The sequence below is a fragment of the Chryseobacterium sp. PET-29 genome (assembly GCF_025736815.1).
Classification (GTDB): Bacteria; Bacteroidota; Bacteroidia; order Flavobacteriales; family Weeksellaceae; genus Chryseobacterium; species Chryseobacterium nepalense.
The window spans coordinates 1,221,832-1,244,620 of record NZ_CP107053.1 but is presented as its reverse complement, the minus strand read 5'-3'; the positions used below and the strand labels follow the sequence as shown (position 1 = coordinate 1,244,620).

Here is a 22,789-nt window from a genome sequence, read left to right as displayed (position 1 = left end):
TTATTTTTAATCCAAATTGCAGTTGTTTTGTATAATACTTTTGTATATTTGGCGCAAAACTGTTAACTATAAAAATAAATTAGATGAGTTTCTTCAGAAAAATTTTTTCAAAAAATAAGGTGACGAACAACGAAAATCATAAAGCTCCGGGATTAAAAGAAGTCTATACTGAAGAATACTTCAAAGGAAGATACACTGAGCAGAAGCTTTCTGAAAATGATCTGTTGGTAGACGGCTCCTTTAAAATGCTTGAAAGTTTTTTCATTGACAATAAAATTAAGCCCGTTATAGATCAGCCGGTTTACCATCCGCTGAATATCGATCAGGCTGTGCAGGAAGGAATGGGATTTTATGAATATTGCAAACAATTTGATCAGGACGACAAACAGATTGGCTTAATAATCACCATCGCATTTTCTTATTTCTTAATTAATGAGTGGGATTTTAAACTTTTTAATGATAAAACACCTGAATTTCCGCTGAGATTTATGACATTAAAATATGACAGGGACGGCGGTGTACTCTCGTTGTATCCATTTGAATATTCATTAAAAGTGCTAAACGGTGAAGCGAGATTCAGTGATTTGTTTGAAAAGATAAAAAATAATCTTGGAAATATTCCTTCAGCAAAAGATATTTTAGACAATTTAAAACGGGATCTTAATCAGGAATGATATGATTTGAATTATAATAGCAGCAGAAGAATTTTCAAATGAAAGATTTCAGCCGGTTAGTACAGGAACATTTCGGGGCGCTTAGTCAGGATGATTTAGCAGTTATTCATTCTTTCTTTAAAGAAGAAAAACTGAACCGGAATGAAAAATTTACAGAATCCGGACAGATTTGCAATAAACTGAGTATCGTAAAATCAGGAATTCTTCGGGTATATGCTTTGTCGGAAGATGGCAGAGAAATTACACAATGGCTTTCGACCAAAGATTTTTTCGTAACTGAATTGATGGGATTTTTCTTTAATCAACCCAATCGCTGGACAATACAGGCTTTCACCGACACAGAATTGTTATCCATTTCAAAAACAGATTATATAACACTTTGCCGGAAATTTCCAAAATGGATTGAAATTGAGAAACAATTTATTATTAAATGTTTTGCAATGATGGAAGACCGTATTTTTTCGCATCTTTCGATGACGGCGGAAGAACGGTATAATCGGTATTTTGAGCAGCATAAAGAATTATTTCATCTGGTTCCGTTGCAATATATTGCTTCAGTTCTGGGAATGGCGCCGGAAACATTCAGTAGAATAAGAAAACGAAAGGCACAAAATTCTTGATTTTTGTCAAGAGAACATGTGTTGAATTGTCAGACATTTGTCTGATAAATCTTAGACATGAAACATCTTTTACAGCTCGAAGAATTGGGACAATTTGGTCTTGCTATTTTTCTTTTTACTCAGATAGGATTTCAGTGGTGGCTTTTTCCACTTTGCCTCTTGCTTCCCGACGTTTCGATGGTTGGCTATTTAATCAATCCTAAGGTTGGAGCCTGGCTCTACAATTTTTTCCATCATAAATTGCTCGCAATCTTTGTTTTGGTTTTAGGATTCTACCTCAAAATTCAGACTGTAGAATTCATTGGAATTATTTTATTTGCACATGCTGCGATGGACAGGATTTTCGGATACGGATTGAAATTTGAGGATGATTTTAAGCATACCCACTTAGACTGGATTGGGAAGAAATTATAATGTTTAAATCTTAAACATAAATCCTTCGGCAAGCTTTTTTTTATATTGATCCTCATCAAAACGATATAGGAAAGATCCTTTTTTAGACGAGGTCATATCTTTTTCCTCTGTTTTTACCAGAATATCCAGTGCATTGATTTTACTGATGAAATTCCGTTTGTCGTATTGTTCATTAAAAATGGCTTCATAAAGACTCTGCAGATCTTTCATGGTGAATTTCTCCGGAAGAAGCTCAAAGCCGATCGGTCTTGTGGAAGCTCTTCTTCGTAATCTTAAAACAGCATCTTTTACCATCTCATTATGATCGAAAATGAGAGTAGGAAAATCCTGAAGATCAAACCATTTTGCATTATATTTTTGATTGATACGGATATTCTTTTCAATATTAATCAGGGCATAATAAGAAATTGACATGATTCGTGCGGTAGGCTCACGGTCAATCTGCGTATAACAGTTAAGCTGCTCAAGATAAATGTTTTCCAGGCCTGTCAATGTTTTAAGAACACGCTGTGCAGCCTCATCAGAGGTTTCATCGCTCCCGATAAACCCTCCCATTAAAGACCATTCTCCCATTTTGGGTTCGAAGTTTCTTTGCACAAGAAGAATTTTAAGATTTTCACCGTCAAAGCCGAAAATAATACAGTCAACGGCTACCAAATGTCTTGGATATTGAGAATAATCCTGGGTCATCTTTATATTTTATACAAAGGTAACTTATTTACCCTTATGATTATATATAAATGTATTTTTCACACTTTTTTAATGAAATTATTTTCTTTCGGTTAAAAAAGCAATGCTGAAGAACATTTCGGGAGAAAATATGTTGTCTTTAGACGTAATTATTTCCCAAAAATTGATTAATCAAATATAAAATTAATGTTAAAATTATGTTAATTTTTGAGTCTGATTTTACCGGATTAAAAAAAAATAAATTTTCAACCTTACTATTAAAAATACGATAAGTTCTTACATGTATTATTTTCCTCTTCTTTCAAATGTTATGTATTCATTTTGTACACAAACATTTAATTTTATGTTCCTGATTTTCTATACCATCAATAATCTTATTTTTTATGATAAGCTTTAATCGGTTTATAATTTTTAAAGTTTGTTAAAACTTGTTTTTATATGCAATCTCCGGTTCATATTTTTAAAAATGTTTTATATATAAATTCTTTCTTTTATTTTAGAAATGTTGAAATAACATTTATTAATGAACCGAAAAATCTCCATTATCGTATTCGCATTTTCATCATTTACTTTTGCACAGGTAAATAAGAAAATTCAGTATTTCCCGCTGAGAGATGTAAAGCTGTCGGAAAGTGTTTTTAACAAAGCCATGAAGGCTGATAAAAATTATATGATGTCTATGGAACCAGACAGGTTGCTGGCTCCTTATCTCAGGGAAGCAGGCTTGCAGCCAAAAGCTGAAAATTATCCGAACTGGGAAAATACAGGCCTGGACGGGCATATCGGAGGACACTATATTTCTGCACTTTCATTAATGTATGCTTCAACAGGAGATCCAAAGGTTAAGCAGAGACTCGATTATATGATTGATGAGCTTGACCGTTGCCAGCAATCATCCGTAAACGGTTATCTTTCAGGGGTACCTTCGGGTAAAAAAATCTGGAAAGAAATTTCGGAGGGAAATATTCGCGCTTCAGGTTTTGGATTGAACGACCGCTGGGTACCTTTATACAATATTCATAAAATTTATGCAGGACTCCGCGATGCCTATTGGTATGGCGGAAGTGAAAAGGCAAAAAAAATGTTGGTACAACTTACCGACTGGATGATGAATGAAGTTTCCGGACTTTCAGATGAACAGATTCAGGAGATGCTTCGCAGCGAACATGGGGGACTGAATGAAGTTTTCGCTGATGTGTATGAAATTACCGGAAATAAAAAATATCTTCAGCTTGCCCACAGATTTTCACATCAGGCCATTCTAAATCCACTGCTTTTAGGAGAAGATAAGCTTACAGGAATTCATGCCAATACCCAAATTCCAAAAGTAATCGGCTACAAACGAATTGCAGATCTCGAAAACAATGTGCAGTGGAGCAATGCTGCAGTTTTTTTCTGGCACAATGTTACTGAAAAAAGATCTTCCGTTATCGGTGGAAACAGTGTCAGTGAGCATTTTAATCCTGTTAATAATTTCAGCAGCATGATTAAAAGCATTGAAGGTCCCGAAACCTGCAACACCTACAACATGCTGAAACTTACCAAAGAGCTTTTCGCAACTTTGCCCAAGTCATATTATATGGATTATTATGAGCGCGCGCTCTATAATCATATTCTTTCTACTGAAAATTATGATAAAGGAGGATTTGTATATTTTACACCGATGCGTCCCGGTCATTACCGTGTATACTCACAGCCGCAGACAAGTTTCTGGTGCTGTGTAGGTTCCGGACTGGAAAATCACGCCAAGTATGGTGAAATGATTTATGCACATTCTGATAATGATCTTTATGTTAATCTTTTCATTCCATCAACACTCAAATGGGCAGAAAAGAAAATCCTGATCAGACAGGAAAATAACTTTCCTGAAACTCCGTCCACCAAACTGATTGTTGATCTGGCCGGAAAAGGAAATTTTAACCTGAAACTAAGATCTCCGCAATGGACAAATCCTTCTGAAGTAAACATTTCAATTAACGGGAAAAAGCAAAATGTACAGCCGGATGTCAACGGTTATTTTACTTTAACTAAGAAATGGAAAAAAGGAGATGTGATCGAAATGAATCTTCCGATGCATCTTTCTGCAGAGCAATTGCCTGATAAATCAGATTATTATGCCTTTAAATACGGGCCTGTTGTTCTTGCTGCGACATATGGAACCGAAAATCAACAAGGATTATTAGCAGATGACAGCCGCGGCGGACATATTGCGCACGGTCCGCAGATTCCGTTGAATGAAATTCCGGTTATTTTAGGAAATAATCAGGAAGTTATTAGTCATGTAAAACCGGTTGAAAATAAAGATCTTACATTCAGTCTTACAGGTTTATATCCGGAAGAAAAATTTGGTAAAGGTTTTCAGCTGGTGCCGTTTTACAAGATTCAGGAAGAAAGATATATTTTGTACTGGCCGCAGGCTGATCAGGATAAAATTGAATCTATCCAGAAAAAGAAAGCGGAAGAAGAAGCTGAAACCCGAAAACTTGATCTCATTACGGTCGATAAAATTCAGTTGGGTGAGCAGCAGCCGGAGTCTGATCACTATTTTGAAAGCAAAGATTCCAACACGGGATATATGGAAGACCGTCATTTCCGGGATGCAAAAGGATGGTTCAGCTACCGGATGAAAAATCAGCATAAAAATGCTGCTTATCTGTATGTTTTATATTTTGATGCGAACGCCAACCGTTCTCTCAATGTAGAAATCAACGGCAAAAAAGTATCAGCAAAAAAACTGTACGGAAAAGCCGGAAGCTCGCCTCAATTCATGCTTTTACCAATTCCAGAAACGGAAAAAAATAAAGAAATTCTTAGCGTAAAATTTTATGCAGAAGAGCAGATGCTTACTTCAAAAATAATCGAGGTTCGTTTGCTTACGCAGAACTACCAAAAGTCTGTTAATAAAAATTAAAACATCAACCCATGAAAATATATTGCTCAAAATTATTTCTAATAATAGCCATTTTCAGCGCCTGTTTATTTGATGCTAAAGTAAGGCTTCCTGCACTGGTTTCAGACGGGATGATTCTCCAGCGGAACCAGAAACTTAAAATCTGGGGTTATGCGGATTCGGGAGAAAAGGTACATATTAAATTTTTAAATAAAACCTATTCTGCAACTGCAGATAATAGCGGCAACTGGAACATTATGCTTTCTGAACTTAAAGCCGGTGGACCGTTTGTGATGACCATTAACGACATTACGATTAAAGATGTTTTAATCGGCGATGTTTGGGTGGCATCCGGACAGTCTAATATGGAACTTCCCATGAGAAGACTTAAACCTTTATATGGTGAAGAGATGAAAACGGTAAATAATCAGAATATCAGGTTTTTTACGGTTCCGCAGAAATACAATTTTAAAGCACCGCAAAATGATCTTGACGGCGGAAAATGGGAAAGCACCAATCCACAGACGATTCAGAATTTTTCGGGTGTAGCTTATTTTTTTGCTAAAAATCTATATGAAAAAAATAAAGTTCCTGTAGGCATTGTCCATACAAGTTTAGGCGGTTCTCCGGTTCAGGCATGGATGGATGTCAATGCTCTGAAAAAATATCCCGAATATCTTGAAGAAGCTGAAAAATGGAAGAATGATGATCTGATAAAATCTACAGAATCCGGTGAACAGGCTTTAAGCAAAGCATGGTATTCCGAACTGGATCAGAGCGACATTGGTTTAAACCAACATTGGGAAAAATTTGATCTTGATGATTCTTCATGGAAAACCATGAGTGTTCCAGGATCATGGGAAGATCAGGAAGGACCGTTTGAAGGTTCGGTATGGTTCAGAAAAGAGATCACACTGTCAAAAAGAGAAGCAGGAAAAGCAGCTTTCCTGAATCTTGGTAGAATAAAAGATGCCGATGTAACTTATATCAACGGGGTGAAAGTAGGAAACGTTACTTATGAATATCCACCGAGATGGTATGATATTCCTGCCGGTATTTTAAAAGAAGGTAAAAATAGTATTGCCGTAAGAATCACCAACGGAAGCGGAAAAGGACAGTTTATCGCTGACAAAACGTATTATCTTGAAATCGGCGGAAAGAAAATCGATCTTACAGGTTCATGGAAATATAAAATCGGTGCAAAAATGGATAAAATGGCTCCGGGCCAGACATTCATCCGCTGGAAACCAACCGGGCTTTACAATTCTATGATCAATCCGTTAATTAACTATAAAGTAAAAGGATTTCTCTGGTATCAGGGAGAAAGCAATACCGGAAAACCGAAAGAATACGGTGATCTTTTAACCACGATGATCAACGATTGGCGGTTAAAATGGAACGAAAAAGACGCTCCATTCCTGATCGTTCAGCTTGCAAATTTTATGGAAGCTAAAAATCAGCCGGTGGAAAGCAACTGGGCAGAACTCAGAGATCAGCAGCGTAAAGTTTCGCTCAATGTTCCGCAAACCGGACTTGCCGTAATCATCGATGTTGGAGAATGGAACGATATTCATCCGCTTGATAAAAAAACAGTGGGCGACAGGTTAGCATTGCAGGCCTTGAAAATTGCTGATAAAAAAGATATTGTTGCAGACGGACCTGTTTATCAGTCAATGAAAATTGAAGGAAATAAGATCATGCTTTCATTTAAAAAAGGAACCGATGATTTTGCTTCCGTTTCCGAATTAAAAGGTTTTGCAATAGCAGGTAAAGACAGAAAATACCAGTGGGCAAAAGCGAAAACAGAAGGTAAAAATATTATTGTCTGGAATGATGAAATTAAAAATCCCGTTTCAGTACGCTATGACTGGGCCGACAATCCTGACGGAAATTTAAAAAACAAATCAGGTCTTCCGGCTTCATCCTTCACCACAGAATAAAATTAAAAAAATCATATAGAATTTATATTTTGAGAAACAGGTTAGAAAATCTATGATCTATCAGTCTATCATCTATAATCGTTTATCAATTATCAAGCATCAATTATTTAATAACATATCTACAACCATATGAACAATCCATCACAGAAAATATCTGTCATTGAAAAAATAGGCTACAGCCTGGGAGACCTTGCCGCCAATCTTGTTTTTCAGACTTTGGTAACCTATCTCGCCTACTTTTATACGGATATTTACGGACTCAAAGCAGAAGATGCTTCGGTGATCACATTAATTGTAGGATTGATTGCCGGTTTTGGTTTCAACCCGATGGTTGGCGCCTTGGCAGACCGTACCGCGACAAGATGGGGGAAATTTCGTCCGTGGATTCTTTTCACGTCTGTTCCTCTTGGAATCACTGCTTTACTGGCATTTAGTACGCCGGATTTTTCTTATAAAGGTAAAATGATCTACGCTGCAGCAACGTACTCGTTGTTACTGTTGTTATATGCAGCGAATAACCTGCCGTACGCAGCACTAAGCGGCGTTATCACGGGAGATATGTCAGAACGTAACAGTATTTCTTCTTACCGTTTTGTGGCGGTGATGTTTGCGCAGTTTTTCGTTCAGGTATTTATGTTGCCAATCATTTTATCTGTAGGGAATGGTGATAAAGCTGCCGGTATCGAAACGGTGATGACCTGGCTTGCGATAATTGGCTCCGTAATGTTGCTGATTACCTTTTTCACCACCAAAGAAAGAATCATCCCAAAACCTGAACAGAAATCAACCTTGAAAGAAGATTTAAAAGATGTTTTCCAAAACAGGCCATGGATTATTATGCTTACTGTTACAGCTTTCATTTTCATAACCCTGGCGATGAAAGGCGGCGCTTATGTGTATTACTTTAACAATTATGTGGATGAAGCTTCACTTAAAAGTTTTATTTCACCGATTACCACATTTTTTAACTCGGTAGGAATGAATTTCTTTGGTGAAGATCCAAAGTCTGCCGGTTTCGGATTGTTTAATGCAGGTGGAATTATCATGATGATTGTCGGGATTACTTTTTCCAAAAGATTTGCCGATAAGTACGGAAAGCGGGATACATTTATCGCGTCACTTTTTATTTCCACGCTATTTGTACTGTTCTTTATTTTTTATCCTCCGAAAGCAGTAGGAGTTATGTTCCTTTCCCAGATTTTGCACGGATTCTTTTATGGCATCAGTACCCCTTTACTTTGGGCTATGATTGCAGATGTAGCCGACTATTCCGAGTGGAAAAACAACAGGAGAGCCACTGCTATTATCTTTTCTGCAATGATGGTAGGCTTAAAAGTAGGTTTAAGTATTGGAAGTTCTTTGGTAGCATTAATCATCGGTAAATACGGATATATTTCTGCTGAAGGAGGCGTAAACGCCGTTCAGCCTGAAACCGTTGCAACAGGCGCGAAAATGCTTGTGAGTGTGTTCCCTTCGATACCGTTTTTTATCGCATGCGGATTACTTTTATTCTATAAAATCAACAAAAAAATGGAAGTTCAGATTGAGAAAGATCTGGCCGAAAGAAGAAAATAATTATGACTATGAAACGATTAATTGTATTGGGCTTAATGACCCTGGCGGTCTCAAATGCAGTTGCCCAGAAAGCAGAAAATTCCCTGAAGAAAGCTTTTAAAGATAAATTTTATATCGGTACAGCCATGAGCCTTCCGCAGATTAACGGAACAGATGTGAAATCTGATCAGATTATCACTTCACAGTTCAGTTCCATCGTCGCTGAAAACTGTATGAAGTCGATGTTCCTGCAGCCTCAGGAAGGAAAATTCTTTTTTGATGACGCCGACCGTTTCGTGGCTTTCGGTGAAAAAAACAAAATGTTTATCGTCGGTCATACCCTGATCTGGCATTCACAGCTGCCAAAATGGTTTTTCGTGGACAAAGACGGGAAAGATGTTTCTGCTGAAGTGCTTAAACAACGAATGAAAAATCATATTACGACTGTTGTCTCCAGATACAAAGGACGCGTAAAAGGTTGGGACGTAGTCAATGAAGCCATTATGGAAGACGGAACGTACAGAAAAAGTAAGTTTTATGAAATTTTAGGCGAAGAATTTATCCCTTTGGCATTCCAATACGCCCAGGAAGCTGATCCTAATGCTGAACTGTATTACAATGATTATAATGAATGGTATCCTGAAAAGGTAAAAACGGTCATAAATATCGTTAAAAATCTCAAATCGAGAGGAATCAGGATCGATGGCGTAGGAATGCAGACACACGTCGGCCTGGATACTCCTAAACTGGCGGAATATGAAAAAGCAATAACAGATTATGCATCTGCCGGAGTAAAAGTAAATGTTACCGAAATGGAAATCAGTGCGCTGCCTTCACCTTGGGGAACTTCTGCCAACGTCTCAGATACGGTAGAATATCAGGCGAAGATGAATCCTTACACCAAAGGTCTTCCTGAAAATATAGAGAAAGAATGGGAAAATCGTTATCTTGATTTCTTCCGTCTTTTCATCAAACACGAAGACAAAATCAGAAGAGTGACGTTGTGGGGTGTTACCGATAAACAATCATGGAAAAATGATTTCCCGGTAAAAGGCAGAACCGATTATCCTTTACTTTTCGACCGTAATTTTAAAGCAAAACCAGTGGTTGAAAAAATTATTCAATTAACAAAAGAGAAAAAATATTAACAAACCACAAAAGCCACAAAAGAAATAATTGGAAACAGAGTAATTAGAAGAACAAAAAGCGGAATATTTATTACACTAATACTTTTTGAACTTTTGGAAAACTTATTAAAAAAAATCTTTTGTGACTTTTGTGGTTAAAAATAAAATCTATTATCTAAAAGTCTAAACTAAAATGAACAAAGCAAAATATCTATTCCCGAACGACTATATGGCAGATCCTTCAGTACACGTTTTTGAGGGGAAAATTTATATCTACCCTTCCCACGACCGCGAAAGCGGAATTGAAGAAAATGACAACGGAGATCACTTTGATATGAATGATTACCATGTGTTTTCTTTAGATGATGTAGAAAACGGAGAAATTACGGATCATGGTGTAGTGCTTTCCGTTAAAGATATTCCATGGTCGGGGAGACAGCTCTGGGACTGCGATGTTGCTTTTAAAAACGGCAAATATTTTATGTACTTTCCCTTGAAAGACAAAAACGATATCTTCAGAATCGGGGTTGCAGTGAGCGAGAAACCGTACGGACCTTTCGTCCCTGAAAAACACCCAATGATGGGAAGCTACAGCATCGATCCTTGTATTTTTGAAGAAGATGGAAAACATTATATGTATTTCGGAGGAATCTGGGGCGGACAGCTTCAGCGTTACCGAAATAATAAAGCCCTGGAATCTGCCGTAATTCCTCAGGATGATGAGCCTGCCATTCCGTCCAAAGTTGCCTTGTTAAGCGACAATATGCTGGAATTTGGTGAAGAACCTAAAGACATTCTTATCCTCGATGAAAAGGGAAATCCGCTTCTTCACGGAGACAAACACCGTTTCTTTGAAGCTTCCTGGATGCACAAATACAACGGTAAATATTATTTTTCGTATTCAACCGGTGACACTCATTTGCTTTGTTATGCAACCGGAGATAATCCTTACGGACCATTCACTTTTCAGGGTGAAATTTTAACACCAGTAGTAGGCTGGACTACCCATCATAGTATTGTTGAATTTAAAGGGAAATGGTACCTGTTTTTTCACGACAGTGTTCCGAGCGGAGGAAGAACATGGCTCAGAAGCATGAAGGTTGTAGAACTTGAATATGATGAAAACGGTAAAATAAAAACCATCGAAGGATTGGACAAAAATCAGTAAAATGCAATCAACTTTGTCAAAATTCTGAACCTTGACAAAGTTTTTAAACCAATTTCACACGCGGAACCCGAAGGGTTCAATAACAATAGCCGTAGGTGAAACCTATGGAATTTAAATTAAATGTAAAAAATTGCCATGCAGCATTTCCGAATTTATTTTATCGCATTTCTAATGATTCCGTTAATGACCTTCGCGGAAGACGGAAGCCAGCTTTGGCTTCGCTTTCCAGCAAAAAACGGAATTTCTGCAGATCATATTATTGCTAAAGGAAACAGTGCGACGCTGAATATTGCCAGAAAAGAACTGAGCAGTCACTGGCAGGGCCAAACCGTGGAGCTGCGAACAGATAAAACCTTAAAAAACCTGAAAGACGGTTACACCATAAAATCCGGACAGAATAAAATTGTCATTGCTTCAGGAAAGGAAATCGGATTATTGTATGGGGTGTATCATATTTTACGGCTTCAGCAAACCAACGTTTCCACTACCAATTTAAATATTACAGAAAAACCTTCGTACGATGTAAGAATTCTAAACCATTGGGATAATCTGGACGGAACGATTGAACGCGGTTATGCAGGACATTCTCTCTGGAAATGGGAAGATCTTCCGAATACAATTTCTCCCCGATATGAAGAATATGCGAGAACGAATGCCTCTGTCGGGATCAATGCTGTAGTATTGAATAATGTTAATGCCTCTCCGAACATGCTTCGTGAAGATTATCTGAAAAAAGTAAAAATACTGGCCGATATTTTCAGACCGTATGGAATCAGGGTTTATCTTTCGGTCAATTTTGCCTCGCCAAAAGTGTTGGGAGGAACCGAAAATTCAGATCCGTTAAATAAAAATGTTCAGAAGTGGTGGAAAGAGAAAGCCTCTGAAATTTATAAATTAATTCCTGACTTCGGCGGATTTTTGGTGAAAGCCAATTCAGAAGGCCAGCCAGGACCACAGGATTATGGAAGAACGCATGCCGACGGAGCCAATATGATGGCTGATGTTTTAAAACCATACGGAGGAATCGTAATGTGGAGGGCTTTCGTATACAGTCCGAGCAAAGACGACCGCGCGAAGCAGGCTTATCTGGAATTTGTTCCTCTTGATGGAAAATTCAGGGATAATGTGATCATTCAGATTAAAAACGGACCTGTTGATTTTCAGCCTCGTGAAGCATTTAATCCTTTGTTTGGTGCATTAAAGAAAACTCCTGAAATGGTGGAATTTCAGATCACACAGGAATATCTGGGACAGGCTAATCATCTGGCTTATCTCGCTCCTTTATTCAAAGAAACTTTGGAAAGCGATACTTATTCTGATGGCAAAGGCTCAACTATTGCTAAAATTACCGACGGCACATTAAGACCCGCAAAAATCACAGCCATTTCTGCTGTGGCCAATATCGGAGAAGATACCAACTGGACAGGCCATCATTTTGCACAGGCCAACTGGTATGCATTCGGACGCCTTGCGTGGAATCATGAGCTTACGCCAGAACAGATTGCCGACGAATGGATTACAATGACCTTTACGGATAATGAAAAATTCGTTAACCCGGTGAAAGAAATGATGCTTACTTCAAGGGAAACGGTTGTTGACTACATGATGCCCTTAGGACTTCATCATATTTTCGCAGGAGGACATCATTACGGTCCCGAACCTTGGGGAGATTACAAAGGCGGTAGACCCGACTGGTCGCCGGTATATTATCATCAGGCCGATAAAAATGGAGTAGGATTTGACAGAACCGTAACAGGAAGTAACGCGGTTTCACAATATTTTCCTCCTTTAAATGACATTTATGGAAATATTAAAACGTGTCCGGAAAATCTTATCCTTTGGTTTCATCATGTTCCGTGGGAGTATAAAATGAAAGATGGGAAAACATTATGGGAAGAACTTTGCTACAAATATGATTCAGGAGTTCATAAGGTGAGGGATTACCAGAAACTCTGGGACACGATGAAACCTTATATCGACGAACAAAGGTTTACGGAAGTACAGTCGAAACTAAAAATCCAGGCGAAAGATGCTGTCTGGTGGAAAGATGCTTGTCTATTATATTTCCAGACTTTCTCTGAAATGCCTATCCCGTATGATATTGAAAGACCTGTGCATAAGCTGGAAGATTTGAAAAAAATCAAACTGAATATGGGCCACCATAATTAAAAATAAGGCAACTCTTTTCTGTATTTGAAAGAAGAGTTGCCTTATAAAAAATAACTGTACTTGAAATTTTATCCGGTATTAATCGGAATAACTATATAATAATTAGTATATGGAATAATTAGTATTACACTAAATGTTCTTTATTTTAATGAAATGATCTTATTAAAAACATTTCCGTTTTCTTCTACCCGGATAATGTAATTTTCTGATGTATTTTTGTCCAGATCAAAAGTAACATTCAGATCTCCGTTTTCAGACTGCTTGGTTGCTGTGTAATAGTTGTTGTCTGAAAAATCTGTTACAGAAATCATTACAGGATTTTTTACAGCAGACATATGAAGTTTTACAAAGTTACCTGAAACAGTATATTCCGGTTTGTTGATAACACTTACAGGGGTTTTATCAACTTCCATCACATTATCTTTGTTAATGCTGATTCTGTATTTTTCAACTTTTCCTTCAGATTCCGCCACTAGATAATAAGTACCTGTAGAAAGTTCCTTAAGATCGTAAGATTTTGAAATAACGTTTTCCGCATCAAGTTTTTCAGAAAATATTTCGCCGTCTATATCGTTATATACAAACAATGAAACATTTTTAGCATTAGATATCTCAAAGTTTATTGTTTTTGCACTCACCGTTCCTAAAGCAATAGAAAAGTCTCTGTCTTTACTCATCAGGCTTGCTGAGATTAATAAGAATCCTGCAAGAAATGTAGATTTTAAAAATGTATTCATAATGACAAGTTTTTTGTTATCAATAATTTATACTGCAAATCTACAGCAGATCCTCTTTCAATTCTACAATACAATTTTCACATATATGTACAATATTAACCTAATTGTTATATTAATTAAATATTAATTGTTAATTTTACATATAATTAATTGAACAGCATATGAAACATGCCAATCCTGCTTTTGAAGCCATAAAACCTAATATCGGAAGCAGTTTTACAAGTCTGAAGTTTCAGCGTAATGAAAATATAAAATCCCACGTCTGGCATTATCATCCGGAAGTAGAACTAATATTTGTTTGCAAAGGTTCCGGAAAGAGACAGATCGGGAGTAATATCTCCTATTTTTCGGATGGAGATCTCGTATTGATCGGCAGCAATCTTCCACATTGCGGACTTACCAACGAAAATACCAATAATGATTACGAAATGGTCATCCAGTTCAAGCCGGATTTTTTAGGAGAAAATATTTGGGAAACTCCTGAAATGCAGCGGATTTCTGCCCTGCTTGAAAAATCAAAAGCCGGAATTGTTTTTAACGAAAATATAAAAAAAACAGTGGGTAAGAAAATTGCTGATATGCACGAAATGTCATCGCTCAACAAGCTGCTGAACTTCCTGGAAATATTAGATGAACTTGCCACCACACAGGATTACAGAATACTGAATGCCGGGAAATATTATCTACAGACACAAGTGGAGGATAATGAGAGAATCAACCATATATTTAATTATGTGAAGGACCACTTTAAAGAACAGATCACGCTGGAAGAAATAGCGGATCTTGCCAATATGAAAGTGCCATCGTTTTGCCGTTATTTTAAGAAAATTACCAATAAAACATTTACCCAGTTTGTCAATGAATACCGGATTACCCATTCGCTGAAACTCCTTGCGGAACAGCCGTTAAGCATTACCGAAGTCTGTTTTGAATCCGGATTCAACAATTTCAGCTATTTTAATAAAACGTTTAAAGAATACATTAAGAAAAGCCCGTCACAATACCGTAAAGAATTTAATTATTTTATGGAATAATTTTAAAAAAACAACCTTGTTTTATTTGAAATATACGTGTACATTTAACACTTATAAAATTCATTACAATACTCTTATTTTGATCCAGGAAAAATTAATTAATAATACGAAAGAGGCTTTTCGAAAAGCCTTTCAAACTCAACCGGAGCATATTTTCCTTTCTCCCGGAAGAATAAATATTATCGGTGAACATGTAGATTATAGTGACGGCTTTGTTTTACCGGCAGCCATTGATAAATATATCTGTTTTGCTGTTGAAAAGGCAGAAAATTCTGATATCTGTACTTTTTTTGCGAAAGATTTTAACGACAGTTTCAGTTTTAACGTGAAAGAAAAACAATCGCCGGTTTCGCAGACGTGGGTCAATTATTTACTTGGGGTTTTCAATGCCATTCAGGAAGAAGGAAAAATAACTGGAGGATTGAATATAGCTTTCAGCAGCACGATTCCTATGGGTTCCGGGTTGTCTTCATCAGCCGCTCTGGAATGTGGTTTCGCCTATATTCTCAACCAGATTTTTGACCTCGGTTTTTCTAAAAAAGAACTCGCCTTGATTGGCCAGAAGTCGGAACATACTTTTGTCGGAGTAAAGTGCGGAATTATGGATCAGTTTGCGTCCGTTTTCGGAAAAGAGGAAAAAGTCATCATGCTCGACTGTCACTCGCTGGATCATCAATATTTTAACGCGGATCTCAAAGGCTACAGCCTGGTTTTATTTGACAGTTGTGTCAAGCATACGCATCTTAATTCCGGGTATAATGACAGGCGCAGAGAGGTAGACAACGGAAAAAATGCACTTTGGAAAAAGTTTCCGGAAATTACAAAATTCCGGGATTTCAGTGTAGATATGCTTGATGCAGTGCGCGAAGAAATAGGAGAAATTTCATACAAAAGATGTTTCTACCTCCTGAAAGAAATCGGAAGGGTAGAGCAGGCTGCTGTTGCACTTTCTGAAAATAATGCCGCACGTCTCGGAAAATTGCTTACCGAAACCCATTCCGGACTTTCCAATGAATTTGAGGTAAGCTGTAATGAACTTGATTTTCTGGTGGAGCAGACCTTACAGGAAAAAGGCGTTATCGGGGCAAGAATGATGGGAGGCGGATTTGGCGGCTGCAGTATCAATCTTATCAAAGAAGATTGTGTTGAAAATGTAATCAGCAGAATCCGTGAAAAATACGAAGCTGAATTCAATATTCAGCTAAAAGTGTATCAGGTTAAAATTTCCGAAGGAATAAAAGAATATACCAACAATGAATGTAGAATTTGACAGTAAAAAACACCCTCACAGAAGATACAACCCGCTTCTCGACGAATGGATTCTGGTTTCTCCGCAACGCTCCAACAGACCATGGCAGGGACAGACCGAAAAAACGGTTCAGGAAGAATTGCCGGCTTATGATTCCGGATGCTACCTTTGCCCGGGAAATGAAAGGGCAAACGGTGAAAAAAATCCCGACTATCAGGGGGTCTATGTCTTCGACAATGACTTCGGATCTTTGCTCAGCGATAAGGTGGATTTTTCTGTTAACAATTCAGATTTTTTTTCCATAAAACCTGAAAGAGGAATTAATAGAGTAATCTGTTTTTCTGAAAATCACAGCCTTACTTTGCCTGAAATGGAAAAGGACGCTATTAAAGAGGTAATTGACGTCTGGCAGCAGCAGTATGATGAACTCGGAAGTAAAGAATTCATTAATCATGTACAGATTTTCGAGAATAAAGGGCAGATCATGGGGTGCAGTAATCCTCATCCGCATGGTCAGATCTGGGCTCAATCGTCGATTCCGACTGCCGTGGTAAAAACTCAGGAAAATCTTAAAAACTATTTTGAAAAATCCGGAAGATCACTGTTGGAAGATTACCTTAAAAAAGAACTTGAATCCGGTGAAAGAATGGTACTTGAAAATGAAAGCTTCGTTGTTTTGGTTCCATTTTGGGCGGTTTGGCCTTATGAAACGATGATCATCAGCAAAAGGAAAGCCGGAAATATCCTTGAGTTTTCAGAAGACGAGAAATATGATTTGGCCGAAATAATAAAAGATCTTACCATTAAATATGATAATCTTTTTGAAATTTCGTTTCCATATTCTGCAGGAATTCACCAATCTCCAACTGATGGAATTTCACATCCCGAATGGCATTTCCACATGCATTTTTATCCGCCGCTTCTTCGTAATGCAGAGGTTAAAAAATTCATGGTGGGTTATGAAATGCTCGCCGAAGCACAAAGAGATATAACTCCGGAACAAAGCGCAGAAGTACTTAAAAATCTTTCTACCATACACTATAAAAGCAGAAACTAAGTTGTTAATGCTTTAAAAAATTATATCTTTAAAATTCTAAGAAATTAAGATTAGTTTCCATTTTAAAATCTTTAAATTTAATTTCTTGAATATTAAAACAAAAATAAGAGGACCCTAAAAAGAGTTCTCTTATTTCTAATATTACTGAAACAGTAGGTATTAACTTAATTCTTCCAGATTTTCAAATCTTGAATAAGAAGATTTCAAATGATGAAGATGATCAGAAACCACCTGTGAACTTTCCGGACAAAGATCTCCGCTTTCTAAAGCATCCTCATAAGCATTGATTGCCGCTTTTTCCCCAAATACAACATTTTCAAGGGTAGACTCATCTTTGTTACCGGTAAAAGAATTTTTGATGTCGATCCATGCTCTGTGCACGGCACCTGCGGTACTTGTTGAATTGTCAGCCTCACCTCCTTTTTCATTAATAAGCCTGATAAGATCAGATTTCATAGTCTGAGACTGTGATACCATTTGGTCATAATCATTTTTCAGAGCAGAATGGGTGTCCCATACTTTGTCCTCTACTTTAGAAAATCCTTCAATTCTGTCGTTCGTGATGTTCAGTAAATCATTTAGTACTGATACTGTTTTTTCGTTGTTCATATTAAATTTTTAATTGGTGTCCTTTGTAGGTTACAATAAACATGCCTTGTTTAGGGACTTTCTAAATTTTTTTTTAAAAGTTTTTTGGCATAAAAAATGATGATAGTATATTATTGTACTAAGATCTAAAAAATTAGTATATTTATATAAAAATTCAATATCATGAATTACAGAATGACAAAAGAAGTCATTGATCTTCTCGAAAAGTTTGAAAAAGAAAATGATAAACAGTATTATACTGCTGATATCAATGGTTTTAAAGAATGGGTTTGCGATCGCACATCCTCAGGAAATTCACAAATAGACGAGCCTTATTGGGAAGGAAAAGAAAAAGGAAGATCTCCTGAAAGCGCTATTACTACTTTACTGCTACATTTGAACAGATATGCCAAAAACTATTCGAAATCTGCCATTTCGGATTCTGATTTTGTGACACAGGAAGATTTTATTTATCTTATTAATCTCAGAGCTTTTGGACAAATGACCAAAATGGAGCTTATTAAAAAGAATATTCATGATAAGCCTGTAGGAATGCTCATTATCACCAGATTGCTTAAGAATGGTTGGATTGAGCAGACAGAATCTGATATAGACCGAAGAAATAAATTGATAAAAATTTCTGAAAAAGGTAATGAAGCACTTGAAAAACAGATGACAAAGATTCGGCAGGCTACGGATATTGTTTCAGGAAATCTTACCTACAGTGAAAAAATGGAGCTTATCAGAATGCTTAATAAGTTAGATCGATTTCATTATCCTATTTTCTCAAAAAATATTGACAGTAAAGATCTTATTAAAACAGTTTACGAAGAACATTCATTTAAAAATTAACTATGAAAAAAAAGATTGCGGTAATAGGATCTGGATTTTCAGGACTTTCGGCTGCGGCATATGCTTCAAAGGAAGGCCATGAAGTTCATCTTTTTGAGAAGAACGGCAGCATTGGAGGAAGAGCCAGAAAATTTACAACAGATAACGGCTACACATTTGATATGGGGCCCAGCTGGTACTGGATGCCCGATATTATAGAATCATTTTTTAATGATTTTGGTAAAAAAGCCACAGATTTCTATACGCTTGTTCCTTTGGATCCGCAATTTGAAATGGTTTTTTCAGACGGCACCATGAATATTCCTCACAACTATGAAGAAATGAAAGAACTGTTTGAAAAAACAGAACCCGGAGCCGGAAAAAAACTGTATGCATTTATGAAAGATGCACAGTATAAATATGAGGTCGGGATGCAGGATTTTGTGAATAAGCCATGCCACTCCTGGTTTGAATTCGTATCTCCGAAAATAGCCAAAAGCGCACTGAAACTGGATCTCCTCACCAATTTTCAGCGTTTTGTAAGAAAATATTTCAATAATCCTAAACTGATTGTTTTAATGGAGTTCCCTGTTATTTTTCTGGGAGCTGCTCCAAAGGATATTCCTGCGTTGTACAGTTTAATGAACTACGGAGGATATAAGTTAGGGACATGGTATCCAATGGGCGGTTTTTCAAAAATTATAGAGGCAATGAAAAATATTGCTGAAGAGCAGGGAACCCGTTTTTATGTAAATGCGGATGTTGAAAAAATTAATATTAATCAAAAAGAGGCTTCTTCGCTGACGGTCAATCAGAAACAGATTGATTTTGACGTAATTATTGCATCATCAGATTATCATCACACGGAAACAAAACTTTTACCGGAAGAATTCAGGAATTATGATGAAAGTTATTGGGAGAAACGTGTTTTTGCTCCTTCCTGTCTCATCTATTATCTCGGGTTTAAAGAAAAAATCCCGAACCTTAAACATCATACTTTGTTTTTTGAAAACGATCTGGAACTTCATACCCATGAAATTTATAAAGATAAAAAGTGGCCTACTAAACCATTATTCTATGCCTGCTGTCCTTCAAAAACAGATCCGGACATGGCTCCCGAAAATTGTGAAAATGTTTTCCTGCTAATGCCCGTAGCTCCGGGAATTGAAGATTCTGAAGAAATAAGAGAAATGTATTTTATGGAAATGATTCTCAGGCTCGAAAAACATACAGGAGCAACCGATCTCCTGCTGAAAATTGACTATAAAAAAAGCTATTGCGTAAAAGATTTTAAGGAAGATTACAATGCTTATCAAGGAAATGCTTACGGGCTTGCCAACACTTTATCTCAGACCGCCGTTTTAAAACCTTCACTCAGAAACAAAAAAATAAAAAATTTATTTTATACAGGGCAGCTTACCGTACCTGGACCGGGCGTACCGCCTTCCATCATATCAGGAAAAATAGCTGCAACAGAAGCCATAAAAAATTGATTGCTATGAAAAAATTATTTGACGAACTTTCTTTCAAAGTAAGTAAAGAGACCACAAAACAGTACAGCACCAGTTTTTCGCTGGGAATCCTTGCTCTTTCTTCCGCTATCAGAAATCCTATCTATGCTATTTACGGATACGTACGTCTGGCTGATGAAATTGTAGACAGCTTCCATGATTATGACAAAGAAAAGCTGCTCCGTAAGTTTAAAAAAGATACTTTTAATGCATTGGAAGACGGGATTTCTCTAAATCCTATTCTCCAGTCTTTTCAGGAAACCGTCCATCAATATGATATTGATGAGAGCCTTATTCATCAGTTTTTGAAAAGTATGGAAATGGATCTTCAGAAAATAGATTATAATTCGGATCTTTACAAAGAGTATATATTGGGATCTGCAGAAGTGGTGGGATTAATGTGTCTTCAGATTTTTGTAAATGGAGACAAGGAACAGTACGAAAAGCTTAAGCCATATGCTATGATTTTAGGATCGGCTTTCCAGAAAGTAAATTTTTTACGGGATATGAAGGACGATTATTACACGTTGGGAAGGGTTTATTTTCCGGGACTGGACATGACATACTTTGACAACAATGTGAAATCATCAATTGAAAAAGAAATTGAAGAAGAATTCAGACAGGCATTGATCGGTATTAAAATGCTTCCGCCTTCCTCTAGATTCGGGGTGTATCTTGCATACAGATATTACATATCCTTATTCAGGAAAATCAAAAGAAAATCTGCCCAGAATATATTAAACGGAAGAATAAGAATATCCAACGGCGCGAAAATTTCTTTAATGATGAGCTGCTATGTTCAGTACAAAACTTCTTTATTTTAAGATTAATAAATACAACTAAAAAATGAATTTTCTCATTGTAGTAGCAACTTTTTTTGTGATGGAAGGAATAACCTGGCTCACACACAAATATATTATGCACGGATTTTTATGGTCTCTGCACAAAGACCATCATGACCACAGCAATGACGGCCATATGGAAAAAAACGATTACTTTTTTGTAATCTTTGCAGTTCCGACTATTCTTTTGATGTATTACGGGACTGTTCAGGGATTTAATTACTGGTTCTATATAGCGATAGGCATTGCCCTTTATGGGATGGCCTATTTTTTTGTACATGATATTTTTATTCATCAGCGGATAAAATTGTTACGTGATACACAAAACCCGTATTTACTTGCTATCAGAAGAGCACACAAACAGCATCATAAGCATATCGGAAAGGAGAAGGGGGAGTGTTTCGGTTTTCTTTGGGTGCCTGTAAAATATTTTAAATTATATTTTAATAAAAATAAATAGATGCAGCAATATACCTATCTTCTTATTAATTTTTTTACGGTCATCGTCTGTTTTATTTTTTCATTTCATCATAAGATTAAATTCAACAGGTATTTCGGTGCTTTTTTAGCTGCTTCATTAATTGTCGGAGTGGTATTTGTTGCCTGGGATGCGTGGTTTACAAAAATAGGAGTGTGGTGGTTCAATGACCAATATCTTTTAGGAATACGTTTTGCCGGACTTCCCCTGGAAGAGCTGCTTTTCTTTATCTGTATTCCTTTTGCCTGTCTTTTTACCTATTTCTGTTTGGATAAATTTTTTAAACTCGACTGGAAGCCGCTTCCGGAGAAAATTTTTGTAATAATAAGTATTATTATTGCTTTATGTATTGCATTCTGGTTCAGGGAAAAGATTTATACCTTTATTACTTTTCTGTCAACAGCGTGTAGCCTTTTTATTTTAAAATTTTTATTGAAAGTAAGATGGATCGGAAAAGTTTCTTTCGTTTACCTTCTTCTAATGCCGGGTTTTCTGATGGTCAACGGAATATTGACAGGCACCGGACTGGAATCTCCCATCGTAAACTACAATCCCGAAGAGTTTATGGGGATCAGAATATTAACTATTCCTGTGGAAGATACGGTCTATGGCTATGAACTTATTCTTTGGAATATTTTTCTTTTTCAAATGTTTAAAAAATCTAAAACTACCTCCTTGGTCGAAGTGGAGGCATAATTCAGCAGGTTTAAATCATATTTGAACAGTTAAAATAATGAACCGATGACACTCCGTAATATTACGGGCAGGTATTCAGGCTAATCGATGACGTTTTTTAATGCTCCGGATCTTTATATAACGCTTCTAAAGTGATAATCAACGTATCGCAACAGGTTAAACAACCCCAAAAGACACATTATTTACCTTACCGGATCATTATACTATGCCACCAGATGGCTGTGGAAACCCATATATTATCGAGAATTACTCATCCGAAGTATTCTGAAATAGGTCGTGATGAATGTGAAACCTTTCCGGACAGATAAACCTATGTCTCGCGATACGTTATACAACCCCGAAATACACGTCCTGAACCCCGCCGGACAGGTTACTAAATGTCGTCGGATAGGTTATGCAACCTATCTGTTGCGGTGAAAAACATCTCCAGATCATCAAATTACGTGTGCAGATAGGTGAACAACGTTTCGCAATACGTTATACAACCCCAAAATATACGTCCTGAACCCCGCCAGATACC

General features: G+C 36.9%; 20 protein-coding genes. 17 read left to right on the top strand and 3 right to left on the bottom strand.

Annotated features, from left to right (window positions below):
* Positions 1 to 83: 83 nt before the first annotated feature.
* Genes ODE14_RS05515 through ODE14_RS05505 form a run of 3 tightly spaced genes read left to right on the top strand, consistent with a single transcriptional unit; the run spans position 84 to position 1,708 of the window.
* Entirely contained in the window at positions 84 to 674 is a 591-nt protein-coding gene (locus ODE14_RS05515; RefSeq protein ID WP_263603271.1) for a hypothetical protein, read from the top strand.
* Between the two features lie 38 nt (positions 675 to 712).
* The gene (locus ODE14_RS05510; protein ID WP_263603270.1) at positions 713 to 1,294 is read left to right on the top strand and encodes a Crp/Fnr family transcriptional regulator; all 582 of its coding nucleotides are present in this window, start codon (positions 713 to 715) and stop codon (positions 1,292 to 1,294) included.
* 57 nt (positions 1,295 to 1,351) lie between these two features.
* Positions 1,352 to 1,708, top strand: a complete 357-nt coding sequence (locus tag ODE14_RS05505; RefSeq protein ID WP_263603269.1) for a DUF4260 domain-containing protein — start codon at positions 1,352 to 1,354, stop codon at positions 1,706 to 1,708.
* A 3-nt stretch (positions 1,709 to 1,711) separates the two neighbouring features.
* On the opposite strand, the gene ODE14_RS05500 is transcribed toward ODE14_RS05505, so the two are convergent.
* Complete coding sequence (locus tag ODE14_RS05500; protein WP_248392996.1) at positions 1,712 to 2,398, bottom strand: NUDIX hydrolase; 687 nt, start codon at positions 2,396 to 2,398, stop codon at positions 1,712 to 1,714.
* A 523-nt stretch (positions 2,399 to 2,921) separates the two neighbouring features.
* On the opposite strand from ODE14_RS05500, the gene ODE14_RS05495 reads away from it, so the two are divergent.
* From ODE14_RS05495 to ODE14_RS05470, 6 genes are all read left to right on the top strand, one after another.
* Positions 2,922 to 5,309, top strand: coding sequence for a glycoside hydrolase family 127 protein (locus ODE14_RS05495; RefSeq protein WP_263603268.1), 2,388 nt, complete (start codon positions 2,922 to 2,924; stop codon positions 5,307 to 5,309).
* 11 nt (positions 5,310 to 5,320) lie between these two features.
* Positions 5,321 to 7,228 (top strand): sialate O-acetylesterase, encoded by a 1,908-nt coding sequence (locus tag ODE14_RS05490; protein WP_263603267.1) that lies wholly within the window; start codon positions 5,321 to 5,323, stop codon positions 7,226 to 7,228.
* 129 nt (positions 7,229 to 7,357) lie between these two features.
* Positions 7,358 to 8,803, top strand: coding sequence for an MFS transporter (locus ODE14_RS05485; RefSeq protein ID WP_169230329.1), 1,446 nt, complete (start codon positions 7,358 to 7,360; stop codon positions 8,801 to 8,803).
* Between the two features lie 8 nt (positions 8,804 to 8,811).
* A complete protein-coding gene (locus ODE14_RS05480) occupies positions 8,812 to 9,930 on the top strand; it encodes an endo-1,4-beta-xylanase (RefSeq protein ID WP_263603266.1) in 1,119 nt (372 codons plus the stop codon).
* A 172-nt stretch (positions 9,931 to 10,102) separates the two neighbouring features.
* On the top strand, positions 10,103 to 11,077 hold the full coding sequence (locus ODE14_RS05475; RefSeq protein WP_263603265.1) for a glycoside hydrolase family 43 protein: 975 nt from the start codon (positions 10,103 to 10,105) through the stop codon (positions 11,075 to 11,077).
* A 135-nt stretch (positions 11,078 to 11,212) separates the two neighbouring features.
* Complete coding sequence (locus ODE14_RS05470; protein WP_263603264.1) at positions 11,213 to 13,246, top strand: alpha-glucuronidase; 2,034 nt, start codon at positions 11,213 to 11,215, stop codon at positions 13,244 to 13,246.
* 140 nt (positions 13,247 to 13,386) lie between these two features.
* Here ODE14_RS05470 and ODE14_RS05465 read toward each other — a convergent pair whose 3' ends face one another.
* A complete protein-coding gene (locus ODE14_RS05465) occupies positions 13,387 to 13,983 on the bottom strand; it encodes a hypothetical protein (protein WP_263603263.1) in 597 nt (198 codons plus the stop codon).
* Positions 13,984 to 14,144: 161 nt separating this feature from the next.
* Here ODE14_RS05465 and ODE14_RS05460 point away from each other — a divergent pair, with 161 nt between their 5' ends.
* Genes ODE14_RS05460 through ODE14_RS05450 form a run of 3 tightly spaced genes read left to right on the top strand, consistent with a single transcriptional unit; the run spans position 14,145 to position 17,323 of the window.
* Positions 14,145 to 15,017 carry an AraC family transcriptional regulator gene (locus ODE14_RS05460; protein ID WP_263603262.1) on the top strand — a complete coding sequence of 291 codons (873 nt, stop codon included), beginning with the start codon at positions 14,145 to 14,147 and terminating at the stop codon, positions 15,015 to 15,017.
* 25 nt (positions 15,018 to 15,042) lie between these two features.
* The gene (gene galK / locus ODE14_RS05455; RefSeq protein ID WP_263603261.1) at positions 15,043 to 16,287 is read left to right on the top strand and encodes a galactokinase; all 1,245 of its coding nucleotides are present in this window, start codon (positions 15,043 to 15,045) and stop codon (positions 16,285 to 16,287) included.
* Positions 16,271 to 17,323, top strand: a complete 1,053-nt coding sequence (locus tag ODE14_RS05450) for a UDP-glucose--hexose-1-phosphate uridylyltransferase (RefSeq protein WP_263603260.1) — start codon at positions 16,271 to 16,273, stop codon at positions 17,321 to 17,323. Before galK ends, ODE14_RS05450 begins: the two co-directional genes overlap by 17 nt.
* A 159-nt stretch (positions 17,324 to 17,482) precedes the next feature.
* On the opposite strand, the gene ODE14_RS05445 is transcribed toward ODE14_RS05450, so the two are convergent.
* A complete protein-coding gene (locus tag ODE14_RS05445) occupies positions 17,483 to 17,932 on the bottom strand; it encodes a PA2169 family four-helix-bundle protein (RefSeq protein WP_263603259.1) in 450 nt (149 codons plus the stop codon).
* Positions 17,933 to 18,094: 162 nt separating this feature from the next.
* Between ODE14_RS05445 and ODE14_RS05440 the strand changes: the two genes are divergently transcribed.
* The 5 genes from ODE14_RS05440 to ODE14_RS05420 are packed head-to-tail and all read left to right on the top strand — an operon-like array spanning position 18,095 to position 22,269.
* Positions 18,095 to 18,763, top strand: a complete 669-nt coding sequence (locus tag ODE14_RS05440; protein WP_248393020.1) for a MarR family winged helix-turn-helix transcriptional regulator — start codon at positions 18,095 to 18,097, stop codon at positions 18,761 to 18,763.
* Between the two features lie 2 nt (positions 18,764 to 18,765).
* Positions 18,766 to 20,235, top strand: a complete 1,470-nt coding sequence (locus tag ODE14_RS05435) for a phytoene desaturase family protein (RefSeq protein ID WP_263603258.1) — start codon at positions 18,766 to 18,768, stop codon at positions 20,233 to 20,235.
* Between the two features lie 5 nt (positions 20,236 to 20,240).
* Positions 20,241 to 21,077: a phytoene/squalene synthase family protein gene (locus tag ODE14_RS05430; RefSeq protein ID WP_248393023.1), complete on the top strand. Its 837-nt coding sequence runs from the start codon at positions 20,241 to 20,243 to the stop codon at positions 21,075 to 21,077.
* A gap of 22 nt (positions 21,078 to 21,099) precedes the next feature.
* Positions 21,100 to 21,555 carry a sterol desaturase family protein gene (locus ODE14_RS05425; RefSeq protein ID WP_263603257.1) on the top strand — a complete coding sequence of 152 codons (456 nt, stop codon included), beginning with the start codon at positions 21,100 to 21,102 and terminating at the stop codon, positions 21,553 to 21,555.
* Entirely contained in the window at positions 21,556 to 22,269 is a 714-nt protein-coding gene (locus tag ODE14_RS05420) for a lycopene cyclase domain-containing protein (protein ID WP_263603256.1), read from the top strand.
* Positions 22,270 to 22,789: the final 520 nt, after the last annotated feature.